The organism is Nostoc sp. DedQUE02, from assembly GCF_034531035.1.
Classification (GTDB): Bacteria; Cyanobacteriota; Cyanobacteriia; order Cyanobacteriales; family Nostocaceae; genus Nostoc.
On record NZ_JAVRBY020000041.1, the window covers coordinates 42,005 to 55,068 of the forward strand.

A 13,064-nucleotide genomic window follows, 5' to 3' on the forward strand; every position below is an offset into this window, starting at 1 on the left:
CGATGCATTGGAACAAATCTAATGTGTCTTGGGTTGTAATGAGGTGATTGTGCAATGGACAAAGTAGAAAAGCATAGAGAATATATTAAAACATTACTAACTCATTATGCTAGTGATGATAAATCAGACGATCAAGTAGAAGTTCAACTGATTATTGATATAGAGCGAGATCATTATCAGTGGATGAATGTTGGCTGGCAAGGGTTAAACCGTATTTATCGATGTATTATGCATTTTGATATTAGAGATGGGAAAATTTGGCTTCAACAGAATTTGACCGATCAAAATCCGGCTGAGGAATTAGTTGCAATGGGAGTATCAAAAGAAGACATTGTGCTGGGTTTACAACCTCCATATAAACGACAGTACACAGAGTACGGTATCGCTTAAATTTTCTTCTTGATTGGGTGCATAATTGCAAGGGCATAATGCACTCAATCAATCGATTTGATAATATTAACAATCTGATACCAATTCTTTGTGAAGCTGCATAGAATTTTACCCCTCCCCGCTTGCAAAAGAGGGGAAAATCCGGTTCCCTCCTCGCTTGCGGGGAGGGTTAGGGTGGGGTTCTTTCCGCCTGCAAGTTCATATTAAATTGGTATGAGCGATCGCTTCTCAAATAATAAATCTTACCTGAAATGTATTAAGTTATAAATTATACCTAAAATAATTAAATGAGCCGGGTAAAACAGATAAAACCATTTAGCTCGTGAACCTTGTTTACCATTGAATTGAAAAACAATGAATCCTGCAAAAATTGCCCAATGCTGAAATATATTACGGATAAATAGAGTTCCTAAAATAAACTCAAAGATGCACCAGCAGAGCAACCACACTCTAGGCTTTAGTTTGTCTGTTAAAGACATCAAAAAAATTACTCCAATCCCATAAGCTCCATATTCAATCCCCAAACTTTCGGCAACTGCTGCACTCAATCCAATAATTATTAATTGCTGCCATAATTGCGAATAACGCCTTATTAAGTGCAACATCACAAGTCCAAGAACAAGTGTGTAGAGAATATTAAGTGCTAAACTCCGAAAAACAAAACTATAAATAGGCTGAGATATAATTGCTGTAATTAATAATCTGCTACCATAGCGGTATACATTTTGGGTGTGTTTTTCGCCTTTAGCCAGAAGCCATGCAAACAGGGGAAAGCTTAATCGTCCAATAAAGTGCAAGATTCTTAACTCTGGCATTAGCAAATAGCACACATGATCCAGAACCATGAACACTGCGGCTAAGATTTTAATGCTAAAAGCTGAAATTTTAATCACAACGTCACAGTTACCTTGGATTCCTTGATATAAAATCCCTAAAATCTGATGAATTTAATATAATAGTTATCCAAAATCCTAGCAATTTGATAACATTAATAAAAAAGGCAATGTCTACAATGGGCTGATTCCGCGTCGCCCTCTTCAGCAGAAAATGCAGAAACACTATGGCAAAGCGTAAGAAAAGCAATCTTCAGTGGATCAAAAAAACGCTTGAATTAAAACCTGACCATCGTTGGGAATCTCCATCAGGCTACAAAATATTTGTAGGAGATAGAGGCGCTGTTCGCATTAATGTTCCCCAGGATTGGATTCTTGAGCCACAAGAAAAATCTTTCAAGTTCCTCGATAAAAAACCACCCAATGATGATTGCTGCTTAGAAGTATCTTTCAATCGTCTGCCGCCTAACGACTGGAGTAAGTTTCCCCTAGAATCTACGTTGAAGAAAGTGCTGGAAGACGACAGTCGCAACATCATAGCTAAAGGAGAAATTGTTACTATCAAGCGCCAAACCGCCAGAATTGTCTGGACAGAGATGAAATTCATTGATGTTCAAGAAGAACCACGGGAAGCATTTTCACGAACTTGCATTGGTTTGGGGTCAAATGTTCAGTGCTTGATTACATTCGATTATTGGGCAGATCAAGCAAAACAATTAATACCCGTTTGGGATGAAGCTATCCGTAGCCTCACATTAGGGTTGTATATTCGTGACCCGATGACTGGTCTAGCTTTCCCAGACTAAGAGACTTCCAAATAAAAAAATATCCATTTTGATGTAGAGACTAGCAATTGCAACGTCTCTACAAGGATTTTGAAATAACGCAAAATTATTTTTCATACCGCAATCAGGAACGCCGTTTTTTCCACAGTTGGGGTAAATTAATAATACTCCTACTTTCAATATAAGGAATGAGTCTAGCTCCACTAACGCAGCTAATTTTAGAACGAGGTTTTGACCGATTTCAATCAGGATTAAAATCGCGTTTCGCTGCTTATCGGCTAGAATATACACTGACTTACTGTGAACCTACTGATAATTCAGCAATGCGTCTTGACTTTGAGAGTTCATTGCATCTCGGTAGAGTAACAGTTTGGGAGTCAGGAGGTTGTGAGATGGATATTCTTGAAATATCAACTGGTAACAATGTTTTTTATGAAAGTCACCAGTTCAACAACGAAAAGGAATTTCATCATACTTATCCAAGACTAGTGATTTTTATGCGTGATATGTTGCAACTTCAGTCAGACGATATTTAGTTCAAAGTTAGTATAAATAAATACTAACTGTAAGTTTATCTTAGTTGCATTTAGCTATAAGGCTTATTTGATTCGGTATCATAGCCATTTTATCTCCCCTTCATCGTAGGATAAACAGCATTTGTGATTCAAACCTTAAAACCCTGACATTAAAGATTACTTAAGTCATAATTCAATAGTTACTTTTATCACTAGTTCGTAGCTGTTTTAACTCATATCCTTATAAACATAAGACATCAACCAAATTAAAGTTTTTTGAACTTTAATCATCCAGTTTACTAAAGGAGATTGAGTGATGAATATCAAACAGATTCTTGCTGGTGTAGCACTTCTTTTACCATTTGCTGTTACTTCTATTCCTTCACAAGCATCAGCATTACAGGTTAATGTTAATCCCCACGCTATTAATAGACCCGCTCAAATAATAGCAAAAAAACCACCACAAATTAAGCGTTATGCACCACCAGTAAAAAAGAAAGTGTTGGTTCCTGCACATTGGGAAAAAACAAATCATGGTCGCAAGTGGGTTGCGGCTCATTATATATACAGGTAAAAACGTCTTATATCCCAATTAGTTGGGATATAAGAAGGGAAATATTCTCATCATCTCCCTGCTTCATTTAGTAGGGAGAGTGTCAAATGCAAGGCAAATCAAAACTTTTTATTCAAGATTTGAGAGATACTCATGAAATTGGCATCATTGACCAACGTTTTGGTTGCAGGTGCGTAGGCGAAGCCCGTCGTAGACATCGCCATCGGTGCAACTGCAACCATCAATCAGCCAAGTCAAGCCGAAAGTAGGCAAGGGTTTTATTGTGACACATCAGGAAACAAACCCGTGACAGTGTACACAAATTTTAGAGGAATTTCTGAGCCTTGGATTCGCTGGACTTCCAATTACTTCAGAGATGCTGGCTACAATAAACTAACGCGCTGTCAAGACGTAAGTCAACGTTTGGAAACTTACCGCCGCGACAGAGACTTGAGGTTTATTACTGTCGGCAAAATGAACGGACAAAATGTGATTTGCACCGCAAATCAAGTCAATGGACGCTGCGAAAAGTTGATATTGACTCTCAAACCTAATGAAGATGGGGTACAAGCGCTAAATAATCTCTTGGCTTGGCGGCAACCCTTAAGTAAAAGTAATAGAACACCTTACGTTGATTTGAGGGAACATCTAGGGATTCCCAAAGAATAAATTACAGCTTTTTTCCTGTGTTACATTTGAAGTGGGATAGTAGTAAAGTTACAAAGCTATAGTTTAGGTTCCATAAGCCTAACTGGTGCGCCAATCTCTGATATTCAGCGTATACCGCCGAGTGCTTGAAACTATACCATCGTTTGATTAGCTCAGTTGGCAGAGCGATCGACTCATAATCGATGTGTCACAGGTTCGAGTCCTGTATCAAACACCAAAGGAAGTTAGCTCACTGGTAGAGCAATCGACTCATAATCGATGTGTTGTAGGTTCGATTCCTATACTTTCAACCAACCCTGTCCGGGTCAAAAGACAATACCCTTCCAAGGTAGCCAATATGGTACGGGAGAAATCCTAAAACGGTTCGAGTCCGTCATTTTCCAAACTCTGCGGTGCAAGTGTTTTGCTGTCGCTCATTACTCGCAAGGGTAATGTTTGGTAGCTACAGTTAAAGAGCTAGTGCAACTGCATTTGTCCTTAACTTGAGTATGTCCCTTCGTTTTCTACATCTAGTTTTCCTTCAGAATTCTAGATTGGCAAGTTGAACGGCATATTTGAGCGCAGTTATTTTTCTCCAGATTGCTAGGGAAAGTAACAGCAATCTTAATCCAGTTATGGAGAAACTTTTGCCCGCATCTTAACTGTAAACACTTGCATTAGCAGAGTTAAAAAATTTGTAGTATAATAATACAAACAGCTAAAATAAATCCTTTAGATGAATGGCCGAAGATTGGGAAAAGGGATAAGGAAAAACTACCTTTTTATTTCTTAACCTAGACAAGTGTGCCATTCTTTGAAGACTAAACTGCTGTTACCTGTGAGGCTGCGATTTAAATTCCGGGTGGTATTTAATTTCAAGCAAGGTTATAAATGTTTTGATTAAATCTTCTTAGCTGGTTGTGTTAGGGAACTCCAAAAAATAAATTATCCAATTTGTCTAATCAACTAAACTTCTTTCTTCCTTGTCCCCCTTGTCCCTCTGCTATGGAATATTTTTTACTTGGAAGTCCCTTAGCGCAGCTCACCTAAAGCATCGCTCAAATTATCTATGCAAATTACTATGTGGCAAACCTTTTATATCAAACCTAACGAAATCGGCATCTTATATCACCGCAGTGACTTTAAGAAAATTTTGCAACCTGGTACACACACATATTTAGGTCGGCATTGGCAAGTAAAAATTTATGACCTCAATCAGCCACTAGCTCAAATTGAAAACCTAGAACTGTTGTTGCGAAATCACCAAGCCGAACTACAAGAACACTTATTGATTATCAGAACCGCATTCAATCAAGTTGCATTAGTCCGCTACGGTCAAAATTGGGTAAGCGTTGCACCAAATAAATTGATTGCTTTTTGGCGTGGTTTTATTGAAGTAGAGTCTTATATATTCAACTTGGAAGAAAGCTTAGAATTGCCTAGTTCCTTTGTACAGCAATTGCGCTCAGTTGCGTTGAATGGAGTGAAGAAGTTCCAAATCTCGGAGTATGAGATTGGTTTACTATATCTGCAAAACAATTTTGTGCGACCTTTAGAACCAGGAGAGTATGCTTTTTGGTCGGTAGATAGAGATGTTACTGTCAGAACTCTTAGCCGAATTATCCCTAACCCAGACTTTCCCCTGGAAGATGTACTCATTGAAAAACATCCCGGCTTTATAGCTGCCTACTGTGAAACCGTGCAATTACTGGCTTCGCAAGTTGCAATTGTGCGATATCGAGGGAAAGTGATTTCTATTTTGCCACCCACCAGCCGCAAGTTATTTTGGCAGGGTGTTGCAGTGGAAATTCTCGACATTAGCGCTGATGCTCAGTTACAGCCTACCTTAGTGGCTGAGTTGGTTGAAGGTTCAACAGAAGTAAAATTGCTCAGTCGTAACTGTTTGCATATTTGCCAAGTTCCGGCCCAGCACGTTGGATTAGTATACATTAATCAAGAGTTTCAAGGACTGCGATCGCCAGGAGTACACGCTTGGTGGTTATTTGGCCGTTCCTTTCAAACCGAGACAATTGACCTCCGACTCCAAAATATGGAAGTATCCGGTCAAGACATCCTCTCTAAAGATAAAGTACCTCTGCGGTTGAACTTGACGGCTGGCTTCCGCATACTCGACCCATTGAGAGCAAAAAACGGGTTATCAGATATTTCTGGTTATCTGTACAAAGAATTACAGTTTGCTTTGCGTGGTGCGGTCGGCGAACGCAACTTAGATGCTTTATTAGAAGATAAAGGTGCAATGGATAGAAGCATCTCTGAATATATTCGCCAGAAAGCCGCAGACTATGGAATTGAAGTAGATTCTGTAGGTGTCAAAGATATTATTTTACCTGGTGAAATTAAGACTATCTTGAGCAAGGTAGTCGAGGCAGAAAAAGCTGCTCAAGCAAACGTAGTCAGACGTAGAGAAGAAACTGCTGCTACTCGTAGTATGTTAAACACTGCCAAAGTGATGGAGGATAACCCGGTTGCGTTGCGTTTGAAGGAACTCGAAGTTTTAGAGCGGATTGCAGAGAAGATTGATCGGATTCAAGTTAACGGCAGCTTGGATAGTATTTTAACTGACTTGATTCGCATGAATCCGTAGTAACTTGACAAATTAGCCTTTAATAACTCAGATCTCTTCTTAACACCAAGTAGTAGTAAGTTTTTGCTTAGAGCATCAGAGTTTCGTAGTGGCTCTTACGGAAACTGGGATAGTATACTTGTATTATAGTTACTCTGATTAATATATGGTAAATGTAAAGCTTTCCCTTGAAGGTGAAAAAACTGATATTGCCGCCGAAAAACTGTTTGAAACCACTGGTCTAGAGGGTAGTTGGGAGCTAGCAGCAAATTCTGTGCCTGCCAAAGAAGGTACATTGGCAGTCATAGGTACTGTGGTCGGAATTGTAGGAGGTACAGTTGCAGTTGCAGAACAAATACGTAAATGGTATCAGGAACACAAACGATCTAATAAAAAGTTTGATGTAGTACTTGTAGCTGACGATGTGCGAGTGGTCTTAGAAAATGCCACCATTGAAGACATCTGTGCAGTTTTAGAAGAGTTGGAGAGTTAATGTGCAGACGCTTTACATCAAATTAGTACCGCTTGAAAAGCACTTTGTAGAATTGCGTTATGCAGTAGGACATCCAGCAAGATACGAAACACAACAGCTTGATGTATCATCAATTGAAAACTTAATTCAGAAGGCAAAAGGTAGCTACTACATGCTGATGCCTGATTTAAAAGGGATTGGGTATCAATTATTTTGTTGGTTGGATGGAACTGGCAGGTGGCTAAGTCGAGCAATTAATAATTGTACAGACGAAGCGTTAATTCTGGCGCTAGATGTGCGTGAACGATTAGGACATCTGCCTTGGGAGACGTTGCATAATGGAGAGCAATTTTTAATAGAACGTGTTAATCCAGTTGTTGTACCAATACGTTGGGTTGATCGTTCTGTTCAAGATTCAGAGGATACCCAGCAACGTCCTTTACGGATTTTATTCATGGCAACATCGCTAGAAAATGTAGAACCACCACTCGATTTTGAGCGGGAAGAGGCTCAAATTTTGACAGCAACAAGAGATATTCCTCTCGATTTACGAGTGGAAGAAAGTGGTTGTATTGCAGAACTAAGCAAACTCTGGGGACGTTATCGTGAACCATTCGACGTTTTTCATCTAACAGGACATGCATCTATTAAGAATGAGCAACCGTTTTTTATTACAGAAACTGAAACTGGGGAACTTCATGCTGCTTACGCATCAGAGATTGCTTCAGCTTTAAGATTTCGCATACCACAACTAGTGTTTTTATCAGGCTGCCGAACAGGTGAAGCGGCGAGTGATGGTGCAGTATCTTCTTTAGCTGAATCATTAATTGAGCAAGGTTGTCGAGCCGTTTTAGGATGGGGACGACCGATCGCAGATGTAGTAGCAACACAAGCCGCAGCATATCTCTACAGCAAACTAGCTGCCGGCTATGAACTTTCGGAGGCACTTGCCAGTACTTATCAATACCTACGAAAGGCCAAGGTAGAGGATTGGCATCTACTTAGGCTTTATATCCGAGGTCAGTGTCCAAAAGCATTGGTTGAACCATTAGGCGATCAGGTATGGTTGCCAGAAGAACCGATTTATAAGCAGTTTCTAGATTCACAGGGAATTGTTCGGGTTGCCACACCACAGGAGTTTGTAGGAAGACGCAGAACACTGCAACGTAGCTTGAGAGTATTACGAACAGCAGATAAGTTAGGTGTAATTTTATATGGTTTAGGTGGAGTTGGTAAAAGCACTGTTGCAGCAAGGCTTTTAGAACGTTTACAAGGCTATGACGAAATTTTTATCTATCGACAATTAGATGAGGATAAGCTGCTAAGGCAGCTTGCTGAACAATGTCTTTCAGCAACGGGACAGGAAATTTTACAAAGCAATCTGCCACTCACGCAAAAGTTAACCAAATTCTTACGAGAAGGACTGAATGAGCAAGCACAGAGACTAATCTTTGTTCTTGATGACTTTGAAGCTAACCTAGAATTGAGAACAGACGGTAGCGCAGTCTTAAAGCCTGAAGCTGTAACAGTCTTGATATCTTTATTGAAGGCAATAACTCAATCGCGTCTTCCACACCGGATTATTATTACATCCAGGTATGATTTTTTACTTCCAGAGCTAAATCAGCGATTCCATCGAGAGCAGTTAGCTGCCTTATCAGGTACTGATTTACAGAAAAAATGTAACCGTTTAGTATCTTTTGCACCTGGTTCTGAAATCGATCGAGAGTTACAACTCAAAGCTTTGGCAACTTCGGCAGGTAATCCTCGTTTGTTGGAGTGGTTAAACAAAGTTTTACAAGTGCAACAAGTTGGTAAAAACCAAATACTAGAACAGGTAGACAAAACTACCCAAGAGTTTCGTGAAAGTATTCTGGCAGAGGAATTACTAAATCGACAACCAATTAAATTGCAACGAATGCTTGGGTTTAGCTTGGTTTATCAATTACCAGTGCCTCAGTCTGCGATAGAAGTTCTTTGTCCAAAAACTTTCGATGTAAATAGTTATATTTCTAGAGCAGTTGCATTAGGTTTACTTGAGTGTATACATTCTCAAGAAGAAACTTTGTACTATGTTCCACGAATTATAGAGCCGCTTCTTGATTTTCCTAAAGATTCTATAGAGTTATACAGAACTGCGGCGGAACATTTAGATAAATTATGGTTTTTGAAAGGTTTTGAAAAGAGTATAGAAACAGAGGAAAAACTATCAGAAAGCTCTCTGCTTAATGATCCTTTTGAGAAATCCATGCCGACTGATAGGTTGTTTGAGTTATATCGACTTGCAACTCAAGCTTTGAATCCTGACTTATTAGGTAGAGCAAATTGGTTTTTAGTCATGCGGCTCAACCGCCAAGGAAGGTATAGAGAAGTAGTGACACTATGTAAATTTGTTCGTGATGGAGCTTTTGGTCACTTAGGAATTTATATTATCTCTTTTAGGCTCCTCTACTACTTAGCAAAAGCGCAAGAACATATTGGTGAAGTGGAAGAGGCTTTGTATAACTATCAGGAAGCGTTAAAATTTTGTTCTGATGAATATGAAACTGAAAAAGCTGCAATACTTCATGATTTAGGGGATTTATACGTTAAGCAGGGTAACTATCAGCAGGCACTAAATATATGTCAGCAGGTTATTAAGATTGATGAAAAAGATAATAATAAGCTAGGTAAAGCTAAGTCTATTGGTCTAATGGCAAATATCAAGAGAGAATTAGGCGAACCCGAAGAAGCACTTAAATTATATGTGAAATCACTAGAGCTTGCTCAAAAAACAGGTGATAAAAATTTTCTCTATGCTTTACGAAATAATATTGCCACTCTTCAAGTTGATCTTGGCCAAACTGATGCTTGGGATAATCTATTACCAAATTTAGTTTCACATGGAATGCAGTCCCAAAAACTTGAAGATAAAATTTTCCTCTTCAGCAATACTGCAATGCTCAGGCTTCAACAAGGTGAAATGGAAGAGGCAAGAGAGATTTTAGAGTACTTAAATGACTTACTACCCCAAATTGATAACTCTTGGCTCAAAGCACTACTTTTACATAATCTAGCCACTTTCCGCTCAGATTGTGGAGATCGAGAGATTGCTTTAGAGCTTTACAATCAAGCTCTCGAACTGCACAGAAATAATGGCGATCAACCGCGTGAAGCAATGACACTTCAGGAGATAGGTATTCTCTATGAGCGTCAAGATAATGTCAGTGAAGCTTTAAAGTTTCTCGAAGATGCTTACCAGTTGTCGTTGAGGATTGGCAATAAAGACACTCAAGCCCATGTTTTGCCACGAATTGCATCAATACTAATTGATCAAGATAATTTAGATGAGGCCGAAGAGAAATTAAATACAGCTTTAGCAGTAGTCAATCAATTTAACAATCCAAAACATCATGCGCTCGCTCTTAGAGAAATGGGACGGCTTCAAATAAAACAGAAAAATTATAATAGAGGAGCAAATTCTTTAAGACAAGCTTTAGAAAAATGCAGTTCAGTTGTTGATGTTGTTCTTCAAGCTACTATTCTCAAGCTTTTAGGAGAAGTTCTTTCCTTTCTTGGTGAAGTAGACGTAGCAATTGAGTATTTAACAAAATCTCTCAATATTTACCAAAAACTAAATTGGACTAAAGATGTCGAAGAAGTTAAAGGGCTAATTAAGAATACTCAACTAAAAAAGCCTGTACAGTTGTATCAAGCAGCAGCAACCGAAGCAGAAAAGGGTAATGCAAGAGTGGCGCTTGATTTACTTGAGGAAGCCCTACTTATGATTGAACAACTTGACGATGAAGAAATGAGGACACGCATTTTGTTATCAATGGGAAACCTTTTGATACATGAAGGAGATTTTGCGGAGGGTGTTAAAAGAGCATCACAAGCGATTGAAATTGCCAAACAACATAATCTTCCTGAGAGGGAAAAGATAGAAAATATTGCCCTTGCAGTACAGTACGAAAAACTCAGACACCTTTTTGATTCGGCTCAGGAAAAATGCGAAAGCCAAAAATTTGAAGAAATGCTGAATTTAGCTCACCAATGTTTAGAACTTTCAGAAATATTAAAGGATGTTCACTGGTGTTCAGAAGTTTTCTCAATGCTTGGTCAAATCAAGGCACATCAGGGCGATTATCAAGGTGGAGTACGAGATTTGGAAAGAGCGGTTTCTTTGGCTCAAGAAAATCAACTTGATGGAATTAACGAATTACAGGAAATAATTTTCACAGTAAAGAATAATGAGGCAGTTTGCTTATATGAACAAGCTAATTTTGCTGCTCAACAAGGAAATATAGAAGAGGCAATTGAACTTGCTCGAAAAGCGTATGAATTTCAGTGCAGTATCAATCATAAAAACAGCCAACCTGCTACTTTAGGATTGCTGGGACAACTATTACTAGCCCAAACTAAATCCGATGAAGGATTAAAGCAGCTACAGCGAGCATTAGATATTGCCCAAGAGCTACAAGCACAAGAAACTATAGATCAGCTTCAAGAGATGATTTCCGTATTTTCCGGGCAGATTGAAGATCAAGATATTGGTGGTGAGCAATTATAGAATTTTATGCGATCGCCCCATTTAATCTAAAAAAATCGTCATTTAAAATAGTCTTTTACTTTACAGTTTTTCTTAAAGCAAAATGCAAGCAAAACCTTAAAACCAGACTTCATAAGAGTTATACTGTCTAAAGCATCAAAATAGATTGTTAGTACATAACCCTGCAACTCGGATTTAGGCTATAAATAGGTTCTTTTTTCTCCCGCCGCGAAAAAACCTTGCGTTATATGATGTTGAGGAGCGATCGCTAGGTTCGGAGTAATCCCAGGAGTGCATTTGACGGAAAGGTAGACCCATCTTTTGGAAGACGTACTTCTCTTTCACACCAGAAGCTACTAGGTCAGGCTTCAGCGCTTTGATAAATTCCTCGAATTCGTAAGCGGTAACGTCGTCATAAACGATGGTGCCGTTTTCGATGTAGTGAGTGGTACGTTTGTAGTCGTCATTATGAGCGAACTCATAACCAGTACCAATCATCTTCATGCCCAAGTCTTGGAAAGCTGGGACAACGTGGCGAGGACGTAGACCACCAACCATGATAGCAACGGTCTTACCTTCCAAGCGGGGGCGGTACTTAGCAACTACCGCATCCATTGTTGGCTGATATTTGGCGATAACCTTCTCAGCGTTTGCTTGGATTGTTTCGTCAAACTTGGAAGCGATTTCCCGTAAAGATTCAGCAATCTTGGTGGGGCCGAAGAAGTTGTATTCCAACCAGGGTATACCATAAGCTTCTTCCATGTGACGGCTGATGTAGTTCATCGACCGGTAACAGTGGATGAGGTTCATCTTCACATTGGGGGTCATCAACATTTCGTTGATGGTGCCATCACCTGACCACTGAGCGACTACGCGCAAGCCGATTTCTTCTAACAGGATGCGGCTAGCCCAAGCATCACCACCGATGTTGTAGTCACCAATGATGGCTACATCATAAGGAGTACCTTCAAACTGAAGTGTACCGTCTTTTTTCGCTTGGTCTGCTCTGGTGAATACCCAGTCACGAACCATGTCGTTCGCAATGTGGTGTCCCAAAGATTGGGAAACACCCCGGAAGCCTTCGCAACGCACGGGTACAACTGGCTTACCAATTGTTTTTGATGTCTTGCGAGCAACAGCTTCGATGTCATCTCCAATTAGACCGATGGGGCATTCAGATTGAATGGAAACACCACGGTTGAGGGGGAAAAGTACATCTAGTTCTTCGATCAGCTTGACAAGTTTCTTGTCACCGCCGAACACGATATCTCTTTCTTGGAAGTCAGAGGTGAAGTGCATGGTACCAAAGGTATCAACACCTGTGGTTCCAATGTAGTAGTTACGACGACCAGACCAAGACCAGTAACCGCAACCTACAGGCCCGTGGCTGATGTGGATCATGTCCTTAATAGGACCCCAAACCACACCTTTAGAACCGGCGTAAGCACAACCACGAGCGGTCATTACTCCAGGCAGGGATTTGATGTTAGACTTAACGCCGCAATCGGACTTACCTTCTTCGTATACGCCTAAGTGCTTTTCGCGCTTTTTAGCAGCTTTTTCTGGGTAAGCACTGAGAACTTCTTTAATTAGTTCTTTTCTTTCTTCGATGATGTTTTGATTTTCTGGAGGTGTCATATTTAGCCTCTGTGACTCGTAAGGATCGGGGCATAGGGGGACTAGGAGTCCCCTCTAAGGTTAGGGGGGAGATGCTAGAGAGAGGAAAAGGTAAGATATAAAACTCTTCCTTTTTCCT

The 13,064-nt window shown here is 39.8% G+C and carries 10 protein-coding genes and 2 tRNA genes; 10 read left to right on the forward strand and 2 right to left on the reverse strand.

The window, feature by feature from the left end; genetic code table 11:
- The first annotated feature begins 54 nt into the window (after nt 1-54).
- Nucleotides 55-390, forward strand: a complete 336-nt coding sequence (locus tag RMX98_RS25205) for a XisI protein (protein WP_322681401.1) — start codon at nt 55-57, stop codon at nt 388-390.
- Nucleotides 391-632: 242 nt separating this feature from the next.
- Here RMX98_RS25205 and RMX98_RS25210 read toward each other — a convergent pair whose 3' ends face one another.
- On the reverse strand, nt 633-1,283 hold the full coding sequence (locus tag RMX98_RS25210; protein WP_322681400.1) for a TraX family protein: 651 nt from the start codon (nt 1,281-1,283) through the stop codon (nt 633-635).
- A gap of 167 nt (nt 1,284-1,450) precedes the next feature.
- Between RMX98_RS25210 and RMX98_RS25215 the strand changes: the two genes are divergently transcribed.
- From RMX98_RS25215 to RMX98_RS25255, 9 genes are all read left to right on the forward strand, one after another.
- On the forward strand, nt 1,451-2,029 hold the full coding sequence (locus RMX98_RS25215) for a hypothetical protein (RefSeq protein ID WP_322681399.1): 579 nt from the start codon (nt 1,451-1,453) through the stop codon (nt 2,027-2,029).
- 167 nt (nt 2,030-2,196) lie between these two features.
- Complete coding sequence (locus RMX98_RS25220; protein ID WP_322681398.1) at nt 2,197-2,544, forward strand: hypothetical protein; 348 nt, start codon at nt 2,197-2,199, stop codon at nt 2,542-2,544.
- A gap of 295 nt (nt 2,545-2,839) precedes the next feature.
- A complete protein-coding gene (locus RMX98_RS25225; protein WP_322681397.1) occupies nt 2,840-3,097 on the forward strand; it encodes a hypothetical protein in 258 nt (85 codons plus the stop codon).
- 219 nt (nt 3,098-3,316) lie between these two features.
- Nucleotides 3,317-3,745 carry a COP23 domain-containing protein gene (locus RMX98_RS25230; protein WP_409880908.1) on the forward strand — a complete coding sequence of 143 codons (429 nt, stop codon included), beginning with the start codon at nt 3,317-3,319 and terminating at the stop codon, nt 3,743-3,745.
- Nucleotides 3,746-3,886: 141 nt separating this feature from the next.
- Nucleotides 3,887-3,962, forward strand: a tRNA-Met gene (locus tag RMX98_RS25235).
- 1 nt (nt 3,963) lies between these two features.
- Nucleotides 3,964-4,038 (forward strand) — tRNA-Met (locus RMX98_RS25240).
- Nucleotides 4,039-4,805: 767 nt separating this feature from the next.
- Nucleotides 4,806-6,329: a slipin family protein gene (locus RMX98_RS25245; protein WP_322681493.1), complete on the forward strand. Its 1,524-nt coding sequence runs from the start codon at nt 4,806-4,808 to the stop codon at nt 6,327-6,329.
- A gap of 145 nt (nt 6,330-6,474) precedes the next feature.
- Nucleotides 6,475-6,801 carry a hypothetical protein gene (locus RMX98_RS25250; RefSeq protein WP_322681396.1) on the forward strand — a complete coding sequence of 109 codons (327 nt, stop codon included), beginning with the start codon at nt 6,475-6,477 and terminating at the stop codon, nt 6,799-6,801.
- A gap of 1 nt (nt 6,802) precedes the next feature.
- On the forward strand, nt 6,803-11,329 hold the full coding sequence (locus RMX98_RS25255) for a tetratricopeptide repeat protein (RefSeq protein WP_322681395.1): 4,527 nt from the start codon (nt 6,803-6,805) through the stop codon (nt 11,327-11,329).
- Between the two features lie 174 nt (nt 11,330-11,503).
- On the opposite strand, the gene nifD is transcribed toward RMX98_RS25255, so the two are convergent.
- On the reverse strand, nt 11,504-12,946 hold the full coding sequence (gene nifD / locus RMX98_RS25260; protein ID WP_322681394.1) for a nitrogenase molybdenum-iron protein alpha chain: 1,443 nt from the start codon (nt 12,944-12,946) through the stop codon (nt 11,504-11,506).
- Nucleotides 12,947-13,064: the final 118 nt, after the last annotated feature.

Excerpts from the sequence above, each read along its gene's own strand:
- RMX98_RS25205 (WP_322681401.1), top strand. The coding sequence starts at position 55 with ATGGACAAAGTAGAAAAGCATAGAGAATATATTAAAACATTACTAACT.
- RMX98_RS25215 (WP_322681399.1), top strand. The coding sequence starts at position 1,451 with ATGGCAAAGCGTAAGAAAAGCAATCTTCAGTGGATCAAAAAAACGCTT.
- RMX98_RS25220 (WP_322681398.1), top strand. The coding sequence starts at position 2,197 with ATGAGTCTAGCTCCACTAACGCAGCTAATTTTAGAACGAGGTTTTGAC.
- RMX98_RS25225 (WP_322681397.1), top strand. The coding sequence starts at position 2,840 with ATGAATATCAAACAGATTCTTGCTGGTGTAGCACTTCTTTTACCATTT.
- RMX98_RS25245 (WP_322681493.1), top strand. The coding sequence starts at position 4,806 with ATGTGGCAAACCTTTTATATCAAACCTAACGAAATCGGCATCTTATAT.
- RMX98_RS25250 (WP_322681396.1), top strand. The coding sequence starts at position 6,475 with ATGGTAAATGTAAAGCTTTCCCTTGAAGGTGAAAAAACTGATATTGCC.
- nifD (WP_322681394.1), bottom strand. The coding sequence starts at position 12,946 with ATGACACCTCCAGAAAATCAAAACATCATCGAAGAAAGAAAAGAACTA.